At 58.5% G+C, this 18,500-nt stretch carries 20 protein-coding genes; 14 read left to right on the forward strand and 6 right to left on the reverse strand.

Annotated features, from left to right (window positions below):
- Window positions 1–206: 206 nt before the first annotated feature.
- The gene (locus tag M1D68_RS24680; protein WP_457968724.1) at window positions 207–1,427 is read right to left on the reverse strand and encodes a CaiB/BaiF CoA transferase family protein; all 1,221 of its coding nucleotides are present in this window, start codon (window positions 1,425–1,427) and stop codon (window positions 207–209) included.
- A gap of 13 nt (window positions 1,428–1,440) precedes the next feature.
- A complete protein-coding gene (locus M1D68_RS24685; RefSeq protein WP_039593369.1) occupies window positions 1,441–2,622 on the reverse strand; it encodes an acyl-CoA dehydrogenase in 1,182 nt (393 codons plus the stop codon).
- Between the two features lie 155 nt (window positions 2,623–2,777).
- Between M1D68_RS24685 and M1D68_RS24690 the strand changes: the two genes are divergently transcribed.
- The 10 genes from M1D68_RS24690 (at window position 2,778) to M1D68_RS24735 (ending at window position 12,605) form a co-directional block, all read left to right on the forward strand.
- The gene (locus M1D68_RS24690) at window positions 2,778–3,674 is read left to right on the forward strand and encodes a LysR family transcriptional regulator (protein ID WP_457968726.1); all 897 of its coding nucleotides are present in this window, start codon (window positions 2,778–2,780) and stop codon (window positions 3,672–3,674) included.
- Window positions 3,675–4,110: 436 nt separating this feature from the next.
- Window positions 4,111–5,232: a Re/Si-specific NAD(P)(+) transhydrogenase subunit alpha gene (locus tag M1D68_RS24695; RefSeq protein WP_457968728.1), complete on the forward strand. Its 1,122-nt coding sequence runs from the start codon at window positions 4,111–4,113 to the stop codon at window positions 5,230–5,232.
- Window positions 5,233–5,247: 15 nt separating this feature from the next.
- The gene (locus tag M1D68_RS24700; RefSeq protein WP_003187010.1) at window positions 5,248–5,571 is read left to right on the forward strand and encodes an NAD(P) transhydrogenase subunit alpha part 2; all 324 of its coding nucleotides are present in this window, start codon (window positions 5,248–5,250) and stop codon (window positions 5,569–5,571) included.
- Entirely contained in the window at window positions 5,571–7,007 is a 1,437-nt protein-coding gene (locus M1D68_RS24705; protein WP_434561362.1) for an NAD(P)(+) transhydrogenase (Re/Si-specific) subunit beta, read from the forward strand. Before M1D68_RS24700 ends, M1D68_RS24705 begins: the two co-directional genes overlap by 1 nt.
- Before the next feature lie 196 nt (window positions 7,008–7,203).
- A complete protein-coding gene (locus M1D68_RS24710; RefSeq protein ID WP_420765934.1) occupies window positions 7,204–8,697 on the forward strand; it encodes an acetyl-CoA hydrolase/transferase family protein in 1,494 nt (497 codons plus the stop codon).
- Between the two features lie 318 nt (window positions 8,698–9,015).
- Window positions 9,016–9,231, forward strand: a complete 216-nt coding sequence (locus M1D68_RS24715; RefSeq protein ID WP_181288343.1) for a DUF1127 domain-containing protein — start codon at window positions 9,016–9,018, stop codon at window positions 9,229–9,231.
- Between the two features lie 335 nt (window positions 9,232–9,566).
- Window positions 9,567–9,884 carry a DUF2388 domain-containing protein gene (locus M1D68_RS24720; protein WP_457968732.1) on the forward strand — a complete coding sequence of 106 codons (318 nt, stop codon included), beginning with the start codon at window positions 9,567–9,569 and terminating at the stop codon, window positions 9,882–9,884.
- 106 nt (window positions 9,885–9,990) lie between these two features.
- Window positions 9,991–10,299 carry a DUF2388 domain-containing protein gene (locus M1D68_RS24725; protein ID WP_420765936.1) on the forward strand — a complete coding sequence of 103 codons (309 nt, stop codon included), beginning with the start codon at window positions 9,991–9,993 and terminating at the stop codon, window positions 10,297–10,299.
- 27 nt (window positions 10,300–10,326) lie between these two features.
- Window positions 10,327–10,647 carry a DUF2388 domain-containing protein gene (locus M1D68_RS24730; RefSeq protein WP_420765937.1) on the forward strand — a complete coding sequence of 107 codons (321 nt, stop codon included), beginning with the start codon at window positions 10,327–10,329 and terminating at the stop codon, window positions 10,645–10,647.
- Window positions 10,644–12,605 (forward strand): DUF7844 domain-containing protein, encoded by a 1,962-nt coding sequence (locus tag M1D68_RS24735; RefSeq protein ID WP_457968733.1) that lies wholly within the window; start codon window positions 10,644–10,646, stop codon window positions 12,603–12,605. Before M1D68_RS24730 ends, M1D68_RS24735 begins: the two co-directional genes overlap by 4 nt.
- Window positions 12,606–12,682: 77 nt before the next feature.
- On the opposite strand, the gene trpA is transcribed toward M1D68_RS24735, so the two are convergent.
- Together trpA and trpB are read right to left on the reverse strand one after the other, a co-directional pair.
- Complete coding sequence (gene trpA / locus M1D68_RS24740) at window positions 12,683–13,495, reverse strand: tryptophan synthase subunit alpha (protein WP_420765939.1); 813 nt, start codon at window positions 13,493–13,495, stop codon at window positions 12,683–12,685.
- Window positions 13,495–14,727 carry a tryptophan synthase subunit beta gene (trpB, locus tag M1D68_RS24745; protein ID WP_434561366.1) on the reverse strand — a complete coding sequence of 411 codons (1,233 nt, stop codon included), beginning with the start codon at window positions 14,725–14,727 and terminating at the stop codon, window positions 13,495–13,497. Before trpB ends, trpA begins: the two co-directional genes overlap by 1 nt.
- Before the next feature lie 111 nt (window positions 14,728–14,838).
- Here trpB and M1D68_RS24750 point away from each other — a divergent pair, with 111 nt between their 5' ends.
- Entirely contained in the window at window positions 14,839–15,732 is an 894-nt protein-coding gene (locus tag M1D68_RS24750) for a LysR family transcriptional regulator (protein ID WP_457968735.1), read from the forward strand.
- Here the strand turns inward: M1D68_RS24750 and M1D68_RS24755 are convergent.
- Window positions 15,729–16,055, reverse strand: a complete 327-nt coding sequence (locus M1D68_RS24755) for a DUF883 family protein (RefSeq protein WP_420765942.1) — start codon at window positions 16,053–16,055, stop codon at window positions 15,729–15,731. The genes M1D68_RS24750 and M1D68_RS24755 overlap by 4 nt on opposite strands.
- A 156-nt stretch (window positions 16,056–16,211) precedes the next feature.
- Here M1D68_RS24755 and M1D68_RS24760 point away from each other — a divergent pair, with 156 nt between their 5' ends.
- Window positions 16,212–16,427 carry a dodecin gene (locus M1D68_RS24760; RefSeq protein WP_003177209.1) on the forward strand — a complete coding sequence of 72 codons (216 nt, stop codon included), beginning with the start codon at window positions 16,212–16,214 and terminating at the stop codon, window positions 16,425–16,427.
- A 111-nt stretch (window positions 16,428–16,538) separates the two neighbouring features.
- Window positions 16,539–16,763: a DUF1161 domain-containing protein gene (locus tag M1D68_RS24765; RefSeq protein WP_434608539.1), complete on the forward strand. Its 225-nt coding sequence runs from the start codon at window positions 16,539–16,541 to the stop codon at window positions 16,761–16,763.
- A gap of 54 nt (window positions 16,764–16,817) precedes the next feature.
- On the opposite strand, the gene M1D68_RS24770 is transcribed toward M1D68_RS24765, so the two are convergent.
- Window positions 16,818–17,819: an LLM class flavin-dependent oxidoreductase gene (locus tag M1D68_RS24770; RefSeq protein WP_434608541.1), complete on the reverse strand. Its 1,002-nt coding sequence runs from the start codon at window positions 17,817–17,819 to the stop codon at window positions 16,818–16,820.
- 235 nt (window positions 17,820–18,054) lie between these two features.
- Between M1D68_RS24770 and M1D68_RS24775 the strand changes: the two genes are divergently transcribed.
- A complete protein-coding gene (locus M1D68_RS24775) occupies window positions 18,055–18,486 on the forward strand; it encodes an OsmC family protein (protein ID WP_434561374.1) in 432 nt (143 codons plus the stop codon).
- Window positions 18,487–18,500 lie beyond the last annotated feature (14 nt).

The raw sequence follows: 18,500 nt of genomic DNA on the forward strand, positions 1-18,500 counted from the left end.
CCCACTCCTTCTGCGCTTCGATGAACTGAAGCGAAGCACTTACCGAAACTTAGTTAACTCATTGAAACTCAAGGAGTTTTCCGTTTCGACTGCGCCGGAAGTGGGGCGAATTATAGACATCCAGAATTTGCCGTCAACCCTTTATTTTGTTTTCTATCAATCAGATACCCAAATGACCGCAAGCGCCCTTCTATATAGAAGGGAGGCTACAGGACGCCGGAGTCCCGCAAGGTCGCTATCGCTGCAGTATCCAGCCCCAGTACCCGCTGCAACACCTCCACCGTATGTTCGCCTAATAAGGGAGGCGCGTTTCTATATTCAATCGGCGTATCGGACAAGCGAATAGGACTGGCTACTTGCGGCACCGTACCGGCCAACAGGTGGGGCAACTCGATCGCCAACCCGCGAGCCTGCACCTGAGGATCGGCAAACACCTGGGCCAAATCGTTGATAGGGCCACACGGCACTCCGGCTTGCTCCAACTGAACCACCCACTCGGAAGTCGTCTTGAATACCGTCGCCTGGCGAATCAACGGGATCAGTGCCGCCCGGTTCGCCACTCGCATCTTGTTCGTCGCGAACCGGGGATCATCGGCCCACTGCGGTTGGCCGGCGACCTCGGCGAATTTTCGAAATTGACCGTCGTTACCCACCGTAAGGATGAAGTCACCATCAGCTGTGGGAAAATCCTGGTAAGGCACGATATTGGGATGCGCATTTCCCAACCGCTTCGGCGCACTGCCTGTGGTCAGGTAATTCATTGCCTGGTTGGCCAGGCATGCCACCTGAACATCCAGCAAAGCCATATCGATATGCTGCCCACCTCCGGCATGGTCGCGATGAGCCAACGCCGCCAGGATGGCAGCGGTCGAATACAAGCCGGTCAGAATATCCGTCAATGCAACACCGACTTTCACCGGCCCAGCTCCCTCTTCCCCTTCCGGTCGACCGGTAAGGCTCATCAAGCCTCCCAGCCCTTGGATCATGAAGTCATACCCGGCGCGCTTGGCATATGGCCCCGTCTGGCCAAAACCGGTGATCGAACAATAGATCAACTGCGGATTGATAGCCTTTATGGAGTCGTAATCCAGGCCATAGGCAGCGAGTCCACCCACCTTGAAGTTTTCGATCAGAATGTCGGACTTCGCCGCTAGCTCCCGGATCAGCTTCTGGCCCTCGGGGCGAGTAAAATCGATCGTGACCGATTGCTTGTTGCGATTGGCCGCTAGGTAATAAGCCGCCTCGGTCGTGTTCTCGCCGTAAGCGTCCTTAAGGAAGGGCGGGCCCCACGCACGCGTATCATCACCATTGCCAGGGCGCTCGACCTTGATGACATCCGCGCCCAGGTCCGCCAGGATCTGCCCAGCCCAAGGCCCGGCCAGGACCCTTGATAAATCCAATACCCTCAGATGCGAAAGCGCGCCCATCGCCGGTCTCCTATTAATAGAACGCCTGAATACCGGTTTGCGCGCGCCCCAGGATCAGCGCATGGACATCATGGGTGCCTTCGTAGGTATTCACCACTTCCAGGTTCACTAGGTGACGAGCAATGCCGAATTCGTCGGATATACCGTTGCCGCCCAACATGTCACGGGCCATGCGCGCGATATCCAGAGATTTACCGCAAGAATTACGCTTCATGATCGAGGTAATCTCCACCGCAGCCGAGCCCTCGTCTTTCATGCGCCCCAGACGCAAGCAGCCTTGCAGCGCGAGGGTGATTTCCGTCTGCATGTCGGCCAGCTTCTTCTGGATCAACTGATTTGCCGCCAACGGGCGTCCGAACTGTTGCCGATCAAGTGTGTACTGGCGGGCGGTGTGCCAGCAAAACTCAGCGGCCCCCAACGCCCCCCAGGAGATGCCATAGCGTGCCGAGTTCAGGCAAGTAAACGGCCCCTTCAGGCCTCGGACGTCTGGAAAGATGTTCTCCTCCGGAACGAATACATTGTCCATGACGATTTCGCCAGTAATCGACGCGCGCAGCCCGACCTTGCCGTGAATAGCCGGCGCACTCAGGCCTTTCCAGCCTTTTTCCAGGACGAAGCCGCGGATATCGCCAGCGTCGTCTTTGCCCCAGACGACAAACACGTCAGCGATCGGGCTGTTGGTGATCCACATCTTGCTACCCGTCAAGCTGTAGCCGCCCTCCACTTTCCGCGCGCGAGTAATCATCGCGCCCGGGTCGGAACCGTGGTTTGGCTCAGTCAGGCCGAAACAGCCGATCCATTCCCCCGAAGCCAGCTTCGGTAAATATTTCTGTTTTTGCGCCTCGGTCCCGAATTCATTGATGGGCACCATGACCAGCGAGGATTGCACGCTCATCATCGAGCGATAGCCGGAATCGACGCGCTCCACTTCCCTGGCAATAAGGCCATAGCTGACATAGTTCAATCCGCTGCCACCGTATTGCTCGGGAATGGTCGCCCCCAGCAGGCCCACTTCGCCCATTTCACGAAAAATCGCCGGGTCGGTCTTTTCATGACGGAACGCTTCCAGCACTCGAGGCGCGAGCTTCTGCTGGGCAAATTGTTCGGCGGTGTCACGAATCATTCGCTCTTCTTCTGTGAGCTGCTGATCCAACAACAGTGGGTCGATCCAGTTGAAGCTCGCTTTACCGGCCATGAGAAACCTCGCCAATGAGATGAAAATTTGTGGATTGATCCTAGGCGCGGTTTCCTACTAGAGCAAACGAGGATTCCGCATGCCGTTGTGCTAATTTCTCACTCCGTAAAAGGCGAAAAGGCCGTTTACGCCCTTCACGAGTGAGGTCTCCGTACATGCGCCGCAAGATTCCCAGCACCGCCGCCCTGGTCAGCTTCGAGGCCGCGGCCCGCCATGAAAGCTTTACCAAGGCCGCGCAAGAGCTTTCGCTCACACAGGGCGCGATATGCCGACAGGTTGCCAGCCTGGAAGAGTTTCTGAGCGTGGAACTCTTTCGACGTTCAAGGCGCGGCGTAAAGCTGACCGAAGCAGGGCTTTCCTACAGTCGTCGAATTGCCATGCAGCTGGACGCGGTCGAGCGTGACACTCTGTCAGTCATGGGCCATACCGGCGCGAACGTCATCGAGCTGGCGGTAGTGCCAACATTCGGTACGCAATGGTTGTTGCCACGGCTGAAGGATTTTCAAAAGCAGCACCCCGAAGTTACGGTCAACCTGACCAACCGAACACGCCCTTTCCTCTTTGCCGACACCGATTTTGATGCCGCCATCTATTTCGGCGATGCCGATTGGTCCGGTACCGAATCCCACAAGTTGATGGGCGAAAACCCGATGCCGGTATGCAGCCCGGCATTACTGGGAAACCGAAAGGCGCTGACACCGGAGGCTATTGCTGAATTGCCACTGCTTCAGCAGACCACCCGCCCCTATGCATGGCGCCAATGGTTCAGCTCGCAGGAGCTGAACATTGCACGGGACCTGACAGGCCCGCGTTATGAACTATTCTCGATGTTGGCCCAAGCAGCCATGCATGACATGGGAATCGCGTTGATCCCGCCTTTTCTGATCCAGCGCGAACTGGCGGAGGGTCGTTTGGTAATCGCCAATCGCAATGCATTGTCGAGCATCAAGGCGTATTACCTGATGATTCCCGAGCGAAAGGTGAAATCTGCTTCGCTTCAGGCGTTTCGCGATTGGCTGGTAAACCAAGCCAAGGACTATCTCCTTGAATAGCCAGGTAAAATTTTGATCCTGACTACGTAGTCAGTTAATTTTGATCGCTACAGATATAAGTTTATGTCGCATAAAACCAAACTGTTATGGACGAAGTACAATCGTTCCACAACCGGCTAAATACGTGGCTTTGAGCCACATTTTCCAACGCATGCCTACGTATTCACCTTGGCAATGTAAAAAGTAAGACGATTCCCCGCCTATCCCTTTAAGAACAAGGCTTAACGGGCAATTGAACCTGATGGTTGCGACACTTGGTCACAGGGTGACTTGTAGTTAATTTTTCGTCACACGTCATAATCCCTTGAAGGGCAGAATTTTCGCCTGCAAAATGCCGCGCCCCGCCTGAAGAGGCGAGGTCGTGCTGATCGGCCGCCCCAGCCGCACCATCCGAAGTGCCTGGGTTTACTCAATAAGATCACGCAGGAGATTTGACGTGCACATTGGTGTTCCCCTCGAAACCCAAACGGGTGAAACACGGGTTGCTGCTACCCCGGAAACCATCAAGAAGCTCATCGGCCAAGGCCATAAGGTTACTGTTCAAAGCGGCGCCGGTATCAAGGCCAGCGTGGTCGACAGTGCTTACGAAGCGGCGGGCGCAACTATTGGCAGCGCCAGCGATGCGTTCGGGGCCGAACTGATCCTCAAGGTGGTCGCCCCCAGCGATAGCGAACTGGTGCTGATCAAGAGCGGCAGCGTTCTGGTGGGCATGCTCAATCCGTTCAATAACGAGACCATTGCCAAGCTGGCCGAGCGCGGCATTACCGCATTCGCCCTTGAGGCCGCCCCACGCACGTCCCGGGCCCAAAGCCTGGATGTGTTGTCGTCTCAAGCGAACATTGCCGGGTATAAGGCCGTGCTGCTGGCCGCCCATCACTATCCACGCTTCATGCCGATGCTGATGACAGCGGCGGGCACCGTGAAAGCGGCGCGAGTATTGATCCTTGGCGCCGGTGTGGCGGGGCTGCAGGCAATTGCCACGGCCAAGCGCCTGGGTGCTGTGATCGAGGCTTCGGATGTGCGGCCCGCGGTAAAGGAACAAATCGAATCCCTCGGCGCCAAGTTCGTCGACGTGCCTTACGAAACCGACGAAGAGCGTGAATGCGCCGTCGGCGTTGGAGGTTACGCCCGGCCCATGCCTGCCAGCTGGATGCAGCGTCAGGCCCAGGCTGTGCACGAGCGCGCCAAACAAGCTGACATTGTCATTACCACAGCACTGATTCCGGGCCGCAAGGCACCGACGCTGCTAAGCGCCGAAACCGTCGCGCAAATGAAACCCGGCTCGGTGGTCATCGACCTCGCGGCAGCCCAGGGCGGCAATTGCCCGCTGACCGTGGCCGACCAGGTGGTTGTCGAGAACGGCGTCACCATCGTCGGCCCGACCAACCTGGCTGGCGAAGTCGCGGCCGATGCCTCGGCGCTGTACGCCCGTAACCTGCTGGACTTCCTGAAGCTGGTCTTCACCAAGGAAGGCCAGTTCGACGTGAACCTGGAGGACGACATCGTCGCAGCGTGCCTGATGTGCCGCGACGGCCAAGTCATCCGCAAAAACGCCTAAGCAGGGATTCAGACAATGGAAGAGCTTATCTCCCCCGGTATCTACAACCTGATCATCTTTGTGCTGGCCATTTATGTCGGTTACCACGTGGTCTGGAACGTAACGCCTGCGCTGCATACGCCGCTGATGGCGGTGACCAACGCCATTTCGGCCATCGTGATCGTCGGCGCGATGCTCGCCGCCGCCCTGACCGTAACGCCTCTGGGCAAGACCATGGGTACTCTCGCCGTGGCCCTGGCTGCGGTGAACGTGTTCGGTGGCTTCCTGGTGACGCGCCGCATGCTCGAGATGTTCAAGAAAAAAGCCCCGAAAGCCGTAAAAGAAGAGGCGCCCAAGTAATGAGCATGAACCTGGTAACGACGCTCTACCTGATCGCGTCCATCTGCTTCATCCAAGCCCTCAAAGGCCTGTCGCACCCTACCACCTCCCGTCGCGGCAACCTGTTCGGCATGCTCGGCATGGCATTGGCGGTGCTTACTACCGTCGGACTTATCTACAAACTGGGAGCCGAGCTGGCGACCGCCGGCATTGGTTATGTCATCGTTGGCTTGTTGATCGGCGGCACCGCCGGTTCGATCATGGCCAAGCGTGTCGAGATGACCAAGATGCCGGAGCTGGTGGCGTTCATGCACAGCATGATCGGCCTGGCGGCGGTGTTCATTGCCATCGCCGCTGTCGTCGAGCCGCAATCGCTGGGCATCGTCAAGCAATTGGGGGATTCGATTCCGGCGGGTAACCGTCTGGAGCTGTTCCTTGGCGCGGCAATCGGCGCAATCACGTTCTCCGGTTCGGTGATCGCCTTCGGTAAGCTGTCGGGCAAGTACAAGTTCCGCCTGTTCCAAGGCGCTCCGGTGCAGTTTGGCGGTCAGCACAAGCTCAACCTGATCCTGGGCCTCGCCACACTGGGCTTGGGCCTGGCTTTCATGTTCACCGGCAACCTCGGCGCATTCGCCTTGATGCTGGCCCTGGCGTTTGTCCTGGGCGTGCTGATCATCATCCCGATCGGCGGTGCGGACATGCCGGTGGTGGTCTCGATGCTCAACAGCTATTCCGGTTGGGCCGCAGCAGGCATCGGCTTCTCGCTGAACAACTCGATGCTGATTATTGCAGGCTCGTTGGTGGGTTCGAGCGGCGCGATTCTCTCGTACATCATGTGCAAGGCGATGAACCGCTCGTTCTTCAACGTACTGCTCGGCGGTTTCGGCAACGCCGCAGATGCTGCTGGCCCGGCAGGCTCCAAAGAAGCCCGCCCAGTGAAATCCGGCTCGGCTGACGACGCGACCTTCCTGCTGACCAACGCCGATACGGTGATCATCGTTCCAGGCTACGGCTTGGCGGTCGCCCGGGCGCAGCACGCGTTGAAAGAACTGACCGAGAAGCTGACCCACCACGGCGTGACGGTGAAATACGCAATCCACCCGGTTGCCGGTCGTATGCCCGGCCACATGAACGTCCTGCTGGCCGAGGCCGAAGTGCCTTACGACCAGGTATTCGAGATGGAAGACATCAACTCCGAGTTCGGCCAGGCCGACGTGGTGTTGGTGCTGGGCGCCAACGACGTGGTCAACCCGGCGGCGAAGAACGATCCGAAGTCGCCGATTGCCGGCATGCCGATTCTCGAGGCGTTCAAGGCCAAGACCATCATCGTCAACAAGCGCTCGATGGCCAGCGGTTATGCCGGCCTGGACAACGAGCTGTTCTATCTCGACAAGACCATGATGGTGTTCGGCGACGCCAAGAAGGTCATCGAAGACATGGTCAAAGCAGTGGAATAAGCGTCAGTTGTTTATCAAAACGCCCCGACTTGTCGGGGCGTTTTGATTTGTATCAGGGCAAAGCGTTACCGATCCGGTAATGATGTTTTGCCTGAAACGCCCGTAATAGAGGCCTCAAATTCGACTTTTGTAGCGGGTCGGGCTCGGCGCGAATTCTCTAGACTGCGCATCCAGCTTCCAGCCCGAGAAACCATTCATGTACCGTGATCGCATCCGCCTGCCTTCGTTATTGAATAAAGTGATGAGCGCTGCCGAGGCAGCCTTGCTCATTGAAGACGGAATGACCGTCGGCATGAGCGGCTTTACCCGCGCCGGAGAAGCGAAGGCCGTGCCGCACGCACTGGCCGAACGCGCCAAGGTCACGCCGCTGAAAATCAGCCTGATGACCGGAGCAAGCCTGGGCAACGATCTGGATAAGCAGCTCACCGAAGCTGGCGTACTGGCACGACGCATGCCCTTCCAGGTGGACAGCACCCTACGCAAGGCCATCAACGCAGGCGAGGTGATGTTCATCGACCAGCATCTTTCGGAAACCGTCGAACAGATGCGTAACGCCCAGCTCACGTTGCCAGATATTGCAGTGATCGAAGCGGTGGCGATCACCGAGCAAGGTCATATCGTGCCGACCACGTCGGTAGGTAACTCCGCCAGCTTTGCAATCTTCGCCAAGCAAGTGATCGTGGAGATCAACCTGGCCCATAATCCAGATCTGGAAGGCCTGCACGACATCTACATCCCCAGCTATCGTCCAACTCGCCTGCCGATCCCCCTGGTGAAGGTTGACGACCGTATCGGCAGCACCGCCATCCCGATCCCACCGGACAAAATCGCCGCCATTGTCATCTCCCAACAATCAGATTCCCCTTCGACGGTCTTGCCGCCGGACGACGACACCCAGGCCATCGCCGACCATCTGATCAGCTTTTTCAAGCAAGAAGTCGCGGCCGGGCGCATGACCAACAAGCTTGGCCCTCTGCAGGCCGGCATCGGCAGCATTGCCAACGCAGTGATGTGCGGATTGATCGACTCTCCGTTTGAAGAACTGACCATGTATTCCGAGGTATTGCAGGACTCCACATTCGACCTCATCGACGCCGGCAAGCTGAGTTTCGCCTCTGGCAGCTCCATTACGTTGTCCGCTCGGCGCAACACGGATGTCTTTGGGAATCTGGCGAAATACAAGGACAAACTGGTGCTGCGCCCGCAGGAGATCTCCAACCATCCGGAGGTAGTGCGACGCCTGGGCATCATCGGCATCAACACGGCGCTGGAATTCGACCTGTATGGCAACGTCAACTCGACTCACGTATGCGGCACGCGAATGATGAATGGCATTGGGGGTTCGGGGGATTTTGCCAGGAACGCACACTTGGCTATTTTCGTGACCAAATCCATTGCCAAGGGCGGTGCCATTTCCAGCGTCGTTCCGATGGTCAGCCATGTGGACCATACCGAGCATGATGTCGACATCCTGGTGACCGAGATTGGACTGGCTGACTTGCGGGGCTTGGCGCCACGCGAACGGGCGCGGGCGATCATCGAAAACTGCGTGCATCCATCCTATCGCCAGGCATTGAACGAGTACTTCCAGGCGGCAAGCGCCTTGGGCGGACATACGCCGCATATTTTGCGGGACGCACTCAGCTGGCACATGAACCTGGAAGCAACCGGACGCATGCTTGCGGTTTGATACAGCTGGATCACCGTTAGGGCTAAAACAGTTTTATAAATCCAAAGGGCCCGGCAGGTACTTAGCACAAACTGTACTTCTGTACCGGTGATTTCTTACAGTCATATCCCACAAAACACAGCCAGACACTGAATAACGCACCAACTCAGTGCCGATAGATACAGTTGCCTCAAGATTGACCAGTACAGCGCCCTTTAACAGTTAACTGGTCTCTTACAATACAGATGAACTGTATCTACAGGGACTGGCCAAACGGGAGGATCATGGGCACCAGTTAAACCACTACCTAATCCCGCCACAAGCGGAAGGATGTCAACCATGGAACGTACACTCAGTTCCGAGCTGTTTTTCGAAGACAAAGCTGAAAAAAACCAGGCTTCCATGCCTCTTCGCGTTATCGCTAACCTGATGTTGTGGCAGCGCCGCATTGCCAGCCGCCATCAATTGGCCCGTCTGGATTCGCGCCTGCTGGCAGATGCCGGTATCAGCGAAGCACAGCGCTACGAAGAGCTGAGCAAGCCGTTCTGGCGCTAATTCAGCGTCGCTGGCCCTGACCCATCGGGTCCATCGCCAGCACCGAATTGAATAAACAAGACCCGTCGTGGGAAACCGCGACGGGTCTTGTCGTTTTCGAGCCTGAACCGGTCTGAGAACGGGAAACAGAACAGTTATACCAAAACTATTCATGCACCAGTACAGTTGGTTGGATGGGGATTATCTTGCCTTGGGACGAGCCAAGGACCATTGCAAAGCTGTAAGCAAACGCGATCTGTCCTAATATTGATGCAACCGTGGCGAAGCGAGTCGAGCATGTGTCTCCCCTTCCAGCTACAGGCACCGGTATCACCTCATATACAAGGAGCTCCATCATGTCCCGTCTTCGCCTGCTCAGCGCAGTAGCGCTGTTGGCCGTAGCTGCCCAGTCCAACGCCAGCAGCTTCATCGTCACCACCGACTCCATTGTCGGCGCCCTCAAGGCCACGTCCGAGGTAACCTCCGATGCAACCTCATCACTGCGTGACAATAAAATCGTTCAAGCCGCACGTGACGACGCCGCCAGCTTCGTGGCCAGCGAAGGCGCTATCCGCGGTGTGAAACTGGAGAGTGCATTGGATTACATCCGCCAGCAGGCACCGCAGCTCAACGCCACCGATGCGCAGCTTGCACAGGCCATCCTGGTAATCTGATGCAACATGAAACATTGGGCACCCAAGGGTGCTCCGATGTTTCCGCGCTGGCCCTGGCCCGCAGGTTTGCGCTAGCCTTCAAGCTCGCCAACAACCGTCGAGTCCCATGCGTTTTTACTCAAAACTTTACAGCGCCTGTTTATTCACAGTTTTTTGCTGGTCTGTCCCGGCCCATGCCTTCGATGTGTCCACCCAACAAGTGGTCGCCAGTGGCTACGCCACGAGCCTGGTGACCTCCGCACCCTTCGACAATAAACGGGTCGTCGCCGCTCGTGATGACGCCGCCGCGTTCATTGCGAGCGAAGGACAATTCCGAGGAGCGCAATTGGAGTCGGCCCTGGACTACCTGCGCCGGAACCAGCCGAAACTTCACGCCAGCGACCTTGAACTGGCACAGGCAATTCTCGTCCAATAACTATCTTTAATTCTCCGGAGTCGTTCCATGCGTAGCCCGCTGATTGCTGCCGCCCTTGGCCTGCTGGTGTTGGCCGATGTGGCCCAGGCACATACCCTGGTAGCCACCAGTAACATCATCGTTCGCGCCTCCCAGCGTTCGATTGATTTCACCTCTGACACCACCACATCCATTCGTGACTCAAAGATTGTCCGCGAAGCTCACGATGACGCTGCCAGCTTCGTCGCCAGCAACGGCGAGATTCGTGGCGCTCATCTCGAAGCGGCCTTCCAGACATTGCGTACCCGCGTACCGGAAGCCCGCGACGCCAGCGACCAGGTTCTCGCCGAAGCTATCCTCGCATTGTGAGGCGGCTGGCCGCCTGGCTGACTGCCGGGGTTGTGCTGCTTCTGAGCGGCACAGCCCAGGCCGGTCTCCAGTTACATCTCAATAGCGATGGCTTGAGCCCGGCACAACAACAGGCCAGCCAGGCACTGCTCGATGAAGCCATGCAGGCATTGCCGCCACGCTTCATCGAGCGACTGGACCGGCGCATCGATGTCGGCTGGACCGATCGGATGCCCGCAAACGCCTACGGCCAGGCTTCATTGGTGTCGCAGTTGGACTTGAACCGGAACCTGCTGGACAGCCTCACCGATGGCAGCGCCGCCAAGCAAAAGACCTTGCGCCCCCACGGCACCGTGCGGCGCGAAATGCTCGCTACCGTGCTGCACGAACTGACTCATATCTATGACCGCTCGCGCCTTTGGCCAAATGCCGAACGTGTGCTGATCCAACGCTGTACTCGGCGCAACAGCAGCGCCGGGCTGATCGGCATGACGGATGGGTGCAGGGGCCAGAACGACCGGCGCTTCACGCTCAGCGATGATCCTCGCCTGCTGGATCTCGCCGGCTGGCCGCAGTATGTAGGCCGTCGCGGCGAACGCGAGCAGCACAACCGTCAGGTTGCCCGCAGCCCGGACCTCTATGAGACGAGCAGTCCCAAGGAGTTCGTTGCGGTCAATATGGAGTATTTCCTCCTCGATCCAAGCTACGCCTGCCGACGTCCCGCGCTGTATCGCTATTACCGTGAGCACTTTGGCTGGGCGCCCGCCGCCAAGGACACCTGCTCCACGTCGTTCGCCTTTCTCAATGCCGGCAATGATTTTGCCAAGACACCACTGGGCAAGGTCGATCCGGAACGCGTCTATGCCATCGACTACCTGTTGGCTGAAGCCAACCAGAACTGGGTCAGCCGTTGGGGCCATAGCATGCTCCGCCTGGTGATATGCGCACCGGGCCGTCCACGTGGGCCAGATTGCCGATTGGATCTGGACCAACACCTGGTGCTGTCGTACCGCGCCTTCGTAGGCGACGTTCAACTGTCGAGTTGGGATGGCCTGGTAGGCAAATACCCGTCGCGTCTGTTCGTACTGCCGTTGGCCCAGGTCATCGACGAGTACACCAAGACCGAACTGCGCAGCCTGGCGTCGGTGCCCCTCAAGCTCTCGCGCACCGAAATCGAAGAAACGGTCGAACACGCCGCCGAAATGCATTGGAGCTATGACGGCAACTATTACTTCCTCTCCAATAATTGCGCGGTAGAAAGCTTGAAGCTGCTGCGCAGCGGCAGTAATAACGAACAGCTCAAAGGCCTGGACAGCATCATGCCCAACGGTCTGCTGGAAGTGCTCAAGGGCCGTGGCTTGGCCGACACCAGTGTGCTGGATGATCCCAAGGAAGCCTTGCGCCTGGGTTACCGCTTCGACTCATTCCGCGAACGCTACCAAGCCATGTTCGACGTTCTGAAAAAACGCCTGCCGATACGGCAACAAACCGTCGAAGACTGGCTCGCGCTGGACGCTGCCGAACGCCGCGTTTGGTTTGAACAGGCCGACCTGCGCACCAGCGCGGCATTGCTATTGCTGGAACAGGCCAGTTTCCGTCGGCAATTGCTGCTCGCCCAGGATGAAGTCAAACAGCGCTACCTTGGCGCGCGTGAGCTTCAAAACGGTGGCATGGAGAGAGCCAACGCGACGTTACAACAGATTCTCGCCAATAGCGGCTTCCTGAGCCGTCCAGCCGAACTGCTGGGCAGCAGCGGCTACGGATTGCCACAACCCAGCGAATGGCAGCGATTGGAATCGGAAAGCAGCCTGCGCCAGAAACAGCTTCAAACGCTGACCGGCGACCTGGATAAGGAAGTCAGGGCATTGCTTGAACCGAGCCGCGCTGCTGAAATCGCCGCGAGCGAGGCCAATGTGAAGGAGATCGGCGAACATCTGCGCAAGCTGCACAAAGCCGCAGGTGGGTTGGAGTTGCCGTGACTGCCAAGCCTTGAAGCGATAACAAAAAGGGGTTCGGAACCCAGTTCCGAACCCCTTTTTCATTGGCGCGAGCCAAATCAGCCAAGACGCGCCTTACGTACACCATCAGCCAAGGCCGCGCACAAGCTCAACACACCATCAATCGCCTGTTCCGACGTATCGGCGCTGGCGATATGGTCGATCAGCGCGGAGCCGACCACTACGCCGTCGGCCAACCGGGCGATGGCTGCCGCCTGTTCCGGGGTGCGAATACCGAAGCCAATGCTGATCGGCAGATCGGTATGCCGACGCAGACGCGCCACCGCTTCTTCTACATGCTCCAGCGTCGCGGCACCGGCACCGGTCACACCCGCGACCGACACGTAATAAACGAACCCCGAGCTGCCGTTGAGCACGGTCGGCAAACGCACATCATCGGTGGTTGGCGTTGTCAGACGGATGAAATCCAGGCCGGCAGCCTGGGCCGGCTCGCACAGTTCGCTGTTGTGCTCGGGTGGCATGTCCACGACGATCAGGCCATCGACACCGCTATCCAGCGCTTCGCCGATGAAACGCTGCACGCCATAACGATGGATCGGGTTGAAGTATCCCATCAGCACCAGCGGCGTCTCGGTATTGTCCTTGCGGAACTCCCGAACCATCTGCAGGGTTTTCGCAAGGTTCTGCTGGGCGCCCAAGGCACGAATGTTCGCCAATTGGATTGCCGGGCCGTCGGCCATCGGATCGGTGAACGGCATGCCCAACTCAATAACATCGGCGCCGGCGGCAGGCAGGCCCTTGAGGATCGCCAGCGACGTGTCGTAGCCCGGATCGCCAGCCGTGACAAACGTCACCAGGGCGGCACGGTTCTGTGTTTTGAGTTCGGCAAAACGGGTTTGCAGGCGGCTCATCAGTGTTTCTCCTGCTGGGACTGTTCCATGTGGTGCATCACGGTTTGCATGTCTTTATCGCCACGGCCGGACAGGTTGACCACCATCAGGTGATCCTTGGGCAGGTTTGGTGCGCGCTTGAACACTTCAGCCAAGGCATGGGCACTCTCCAAGGCAGGAATAATCCCTTCCAGGCGGCAGCATTTATGGAACGCTTCCAAAGCTTCGGCATCGGTGACGGAGGTGTATTGGACGCGGCCAATGTCATGCAACCAGGCGTGTTCAGGGCCAATGCCGGGGTAGTCGAGGCCAGCAGAGATCGAATGCGCGTCGATGATCTGGCCGTCCTCATCCTGCAACAGGAAGGTACGATTACCGTGCAGCACGCCTGGAACCCCACCGTTCAGGCTCGCCGCATGCTTGCCGGTCTCGATGCCGTAGCCCGCTGCTTCGACTCCAATGATTTCAACGCTCTTGTCATCGAGGAATGGGTGGAACAGGCCCATGGCATTGGAGCCACCGCCGATGCACGCCACCAGGCTGTCCGGCAGACGACCTTCCTGGGCTTGCAGCTGGTCACGGGTTTCCTTGCCGATCACGGCTTGGAAGTCGCGGACCATCTCTGGATAGGGGTGCGGGCCGGCTACAGTGCCGATCAAGTAAAACGTGCTGTCGACGTTGGTCACCCAGTCACGCAGCGCCTCGTTCATCGCATCCTTGAGTGTGCCGGTACCGGCGATCACGGGGATGACTTCGGCGCCAAGCAGCTTCATCCGAAACACGTTGGCCTGCTGGCGCTCGATGTCGGTGGTGCCCATATAGATTACGCAGTCCAGGCCAAAACGAGCGGCCACGGTGGCAGTGGCCACCCCATGCATGCCGGCGCCGGTCTCGGCGATGATGCGTTTCTTGCCCATGCGCCGCGCCAGCAGGATCTGGCCGATGCAGTTGTTGATCTTGTGCGCGCCCGTGTGATTCAGTTCTTCACGCTTGAGGTAGATCTTCGCGCCGCCGCAGAACTCCGTCAGGCGCTCGGCGAAATACAGCGGGCTTGGACGACCCACATAGTCCCGTTGGAAGTAGGCCAGTTCCTCGATGAACGCAGGATCTTCCTTTGCCGTTTCGTATTCACGGGCCAGATCAAGGATCAGCGGCATCAGCGTTTCCGCGACATAACGGCCGCCGAACGCGCCAAACAGGCCGTTGGCATCGGGACCGCTGCGCAGGTTGAAAGGGGTCGTAGGCTGGGTCATCGGGCGCTCCAGGCGAATGCGTAGAAAAACAATGAGCCCACTCTACCCCTGACATATCGCTCTGAAAACCGATAAGATCGCCGCAACCTGTCAGAAAAACTCACAAATACCATGAGCCATGATCTGCCACCGCTCAACGCCCTGCGTGCCTTCGAGGCCACTGCCCGCCTGAACAGCGTAAGCCAGGCGGCGGAACAGCTGCACGTCACCCACGGCGCGGTTAGTCGACAACTCAAAGTGCTGGAAGAGCACTTGGGGATCAGCCTGTTCGTCAAGGATGGGCGAGGCCTGAAACTCACAGATGCGGGGCTGCGCCTGCGTGACGCCAGCGCCGATGCGTTCGAGCGCCTGCGCACCGTTTGCGCCGAGCTGACCCAAAGCACAGCGGACGCCCCGTTCGTGTTGGGCTGCTCGGGAAGCTTGTTGGCGCGTTGGTTCATCCCCCGCCTGGGCAGGCTCAATGCCGATCTGCCTGATTTGCGCCTGCACCTGTCCGCAGGTGAGGGCGACCTCGACCCGAGGCGCCCAGGGCTGGACGCCCTACTGGTATTCGCCGAACCACCCTGGCCGGCAGACATGCATGTGTATGAACTGGCCAGCGAGCGGATCGGGCCGGTGATGAGCCCTCACTACGTGGGCTTTACCCGCTTGTGCAATGCATCCGCCACTGCGCTGCTGGGCGAACCGCTGTTGCACACCACCTCACGCCCCCAGGCCTGGCCCACTTGGGCACGGCAAAATGCCCTGGAACCCCAAGCACTGAAGTTGGGGCAAGGTTTCGAGCATTTGTATTATTTGCTGGAGGCGGCCGTGGCCGGGCTTGGCGTGGCGATCGCTCCCGAGCCCCTGGTGACCGAGGACCTGCGGGCTGGTCGCCTGGTCGCGCCATGGGGGTTCGGTGAAACCCCCGCACGACTGGCGCTATGGTTGCCCAAGCGCGCCGCAGACGGGCGCGCCCGGCAATTGGCGCAGTGGCTCAGGCATGAGCTGAACCCATCGAACTAGTTACCGCGCTTGCACAACAAGTAAGCGGCCAACAGACCCAGTGCGCCAACGGCAACGCCAGCGGTGGTCCATGGATGTTCCTGAGCGTAGTCGCGCGTGGCGATCCCGGTTTCGCGGGTTTTCACCTTCACCTCTTCATACGCATCGCTGAGCAGATGCCGAGAATGTTTCAGTGCGCTTTCGGCATTTGCCTTAAGCGACTTGAGCGTCCTACGCGACTCGTCCGACGCGTCGTCCTTCAGGCTTTCCAACGACTTGAGCAGACTCTCGATCTCCGCTTCCATGCTTTGCAACGAGGCTTTGCGTAACGAAGTGCTGGCCATGGTGGCTCTCTCCTGCAGTGGTTGAGTAGCGTGTGTGGATTGGGACTGCGACCGTTTGGGAAAGTGCACTAAATCTGAACTTTCCAAGCGTAAACGGCGCCACATGTAAGGCGAAAAATCGCTGCTAGGCTGTTTAAGACAACCAAGGAGAACGTCATGAGTGATCACCACACGTACAAAAAAGTCGAGCTGGTCGGTTCGTCTCCCACCAGCATTGAAGACGCCATCAACAATGCCCTGGCCGAGGCCAGCAAGAGCCTCAAGCACTTGGAATGGTTCGAAGTTACGGAAACCCGGGGCCACATCGAAAATGGCCGGGCCGCGCACTTCCAGGTGACCATCAAGGTTGGGTTCCGGATCGCCAACAGCTGAGTTCTTTGAACTTGCACGCTGGCGGAGTGCCATAGGGAATGGCGATGCGCTATTGGGCGCATCACGTCTTTACGAAACCTCCCTATCTGATCCGACCGAGGAGTGCGAGCGATGAAGAAGTTGATGGTGGCCCTGGGTTTGCTGAGCCTTGCGGGTACTGCGTTTGCGGCCGGCAAGCCATGCGAGGAGTTGAAGAGCGAAATCGCAGCGAAGCTCGATACCAAAGGCGTGTCGGGTTATTCGCTGGAGATCGTCGATAAAGGTGCAGCGGGTGACGGAAAAGTCGTCGGCACCTGTGAGGGCGGTTCGAAAGAAATCGTCTACATACGCGGCTGATAACGCGCTCAGATCAAAGCCGACGCATCGCGTCGGCTTTTTATTGGCCGCGACTCAGCCTTTCATGACCTGTGCCAGCAGTTCATACGAGTGCAGGCGGTCGGCGTGCTCATAGAGGTCGCTGGTGAAGATCAGCTCATCGGCCTGAGTCTGTTCGATCAACACCTCCAACCTGGCGCGGATCTTCTGAGGACCGCCAATCATGGCCAGGCCAAGGAAATCCCCCACCGCTTCCTTCTCATGGGGCAGCCATAGACCATTCATGGTTTCCACCGGCGGGCGCTGCACCAGGCTCTGGCCGCGCATCAATGCCAGGATCCGCTGGTACACCGACGTCGCCAGGTAATCGGCCTGCTCGTCCGTGTCAGCCGCCACCAAAGGCACCCCGAGCATCACGTACGGCTTGTCGAGTACGGCCGACGGTTGAAAGTGATTGCGATAAACACGAATCGCCTCGTGCATGAACCGTGGTGCGAAATGGGAGGCGAACGCGTAGGGCAAACCGCGCTCCCCGGCCAACTGCGCACTGAACAGGCTAGAACCCAACAGCCACACCGGTACATTCGTTCCCGTGCCGGGCATGGCGATGATGCGTTGGTCGGGGGTACGCGGGCCGAGATAGCGCATCAGTTCGGCCACGTCATCAGGGAAATCATCAGCACTGCCGGAGCGTTCGCGGCGTAGTGCACGCGCGGTCATCTGGTCGGAACCGGGGGCGCGTCCCAACCCAAGGTCGATCCGGCCCGGAAACAGACTTTCCAAGGTGCCGAACTGTTCGGCGATCACCAACGGCGCGTGGTTGGGCAGCATCACCCCGCCCGAGCCGACGCGGATGGTCGACGTCCCCCCCGCCAGGTAGCCCAGCAACACCGCCGTCGCGGAGCTGGCGATGCCGTCCATATTGTGGTGTTCCGCCACCCAGAAACGGGTGTAGCCAAACTTTTCCACGTGCTGCGCCAAATCCAGGGAATTGCGCAGGGATTGGGCTGCATTGCCGTCAGCGCGGACGGGCACAAGGTCGAGGGTTGAAAATTTAACTTCGGACAGCTGTTTCATGGGCCGGCATCTCCAACGGCGTACGAGCTTTTCTGTAGGCGAAAGCCTGCCGTTTCTCTAGGTGTGTCCTATGAATGTGGGCATATACCCGAGTTTCAATAGTAGCGAAGAATTTTCCTACTAAATTAGTCGACTAATCGACCGGGTGAACTTTATCGGCCGGTCTATCCTCACAATCCTGGCACTGAAAAATACCCAGGCGCGAACCCTCGCGCCGAATCATGAGGAGGCACACATGGCTATCGTCAAGAAAGCATCGGCTCACTGGGAAGGTGACCTGAAGACCGGCATAGGCTCCATCTCCACGGAAACCGGCGTGTTGCGCGAAGCGCCCTATGGTTTCAAAGCACGTTTTGAAGGCGGCAAGGGCACCAACCCTGAAGAACTGATCGGCGCGGCCCACGCGGGCTGCTTCTCCATGGCGTTTTCGATGATCCTTGGCGACGCCGGGCTCAAGGCCGACAGCATCGACACCAACGCCGAAGTGACCCTGGACCAGGTCGACGGCGGCTTTGCGATCACCGCGATCAAGCTGATTCTCAAAGCCAAGATTCCCGGCGCCAGCCAACAGCAATTCGAAGAGCTGAGTAACAAGGCCAAGGAAGGTTGCCCGGTTTCCAAGGTGCTCAACGCCGACATCACCCTGGACGCGACCCTGGTGAATTGACGAACCGAGAAGGT

The organism is Pseudomonas sp. R4-84 (assembly GCF_054130985.1).

What these genes read in the sequence shown, in the direction of transcription:
- M1D68_RS24685 (WP_039593369.1), bottom strand. Translation starts at nt 2,622, where the DNA reads ATGGCCGGTAAAGCGAGCTTCAACTGGATCGACCCACTGTTGTTGGAT.
- M1D68_RS24725 (WP_420765936.1), top strand. Translation starts at nt 9,991, where the DNA reads ATGCGTTTTTACTCAAAACTTTACAGCGCCTGTTTATTCACAGTTTTT.
- M1D68_RS24765 (WP_434608539.1), top strand. Translation starts at nt 16,539, where the DNA reads ATGAAGAAGTTGATGGTGGCCCTGGGTTTGCTGAGCCTTGCGGGTACT.
- trpA (WP_420765939.1), bottom strand. Translation starts at nt 13,495, where the DNA reads ATGAGCCGCCTGCAAACCCGTTTTGCCGAACTCAAAACACAGAACCGT.
- M1D68_RS24705 (WP_434561362.1), top strand. Translation starts at nt 5,571, where the DNA reads ATGAGCATGAACCTGGTAACGACGCTCTACCTGATCGCGTCCATCTGC.
- M1D68_RS24720 (WP_457968732.1), top strand. Translation starts at nt 9,567, where the DNA reads ATGTCCCGTCTTCGCCTGCTCAGCGCAGTAGCGCTGTTGGCCGTAGCT.
- M1D68_RS24715 (WP_181288343.1), top strand. Translation starts at nt 9,016, where the DNA reads ATGGAACGTACACTCAGTTCCGAGCTGTTTTTCGAAGACAAAGCTGAA.
- M1D68_RS24775 (WP_434561374.1), top strand. Translation starts at nt 18,055, where the DNA reads ATGGCTATCGTCAAGAAAGCATCGGCTCACTGGGAAGGTGACCTGAAG.
- M1D68_RS24730 (WP_420765937.1), top strand. Translation starts at nt 10,327, where the DNA reads ATGCGTAGCCCGCTGATTGCTGCCGCCCTTGGCCTGCTGGTGTTGGCC.
- M1D68_RS24750 (WP_457968735.1), top strand. Translation starts at nt 14,839, where the DNA reads ATGAGCCATGATCTGCCACCGCTCAACGCCCTGCGTGCCTTCGAGGCC.
- M1D68_RS24680 (WP_457968724.1), bottom strand. Translation starts at nt 1,427, where the DNA reads ATGGGCGCGCTTTCGCATCTGAGGGTATTGGATTTATCAAGGGTCCTG.
- M1D68_RS24690 (WP_457968726.1), top strand. Translation starts at nt 2,778, where the DNA reads ATGCGCCGCAAGATTCCCAGCACCGCCGCCCTGGTCAGCTTCGAGGCC.
- trpB (WP_434561366.1), bottom strand. Translation starts at nt 14,727, where the DNA reads ATGACCCAGCCTACGACCCCTTTCAACCTGCGCAGCGGTCCCGATGCC.
- M1D68_RS24755 (WP_420765942.1), bottom strand. Translation starts at nt 16,055, where the DNA reads ATGGCCAGCACTTCGTTACGCAAAGCCTCGTTGCAAAGCATGGAAGCG.
- M1D68_RS24760 (WP_003177209.1), top strand. Translation starts at nt 16,212, where the DNA reads ATGAGTGATCACCACACGTACAAAAAAGTCGAGCTGGTCGGTTCGTCT.
- M1D68_RS24700 (WP_003187010.1), top strand. Translation starts at nt 5,248, where the DNA reads ATGGAAGAGCTTATCTCCCCCGGTATCTACAACCTGATCATCTTTGTG.
- M1D68_RS24710 (WP_420765934.1), top strand. Translation starts at nt 7,204, where the DNA reads ATGTACCGTGATCGCATCCGCCTGCCTTCGTTATTGAATAAAGTGATG.
- M1D68_RS24770 (WP_434608541.1), bottom strand. Translation starts at nt 17,819, where the DNA reads ATGAAACAGCTGTCCGAAGTTAAATTTTCAACCCTCGACCTTGTGCCC.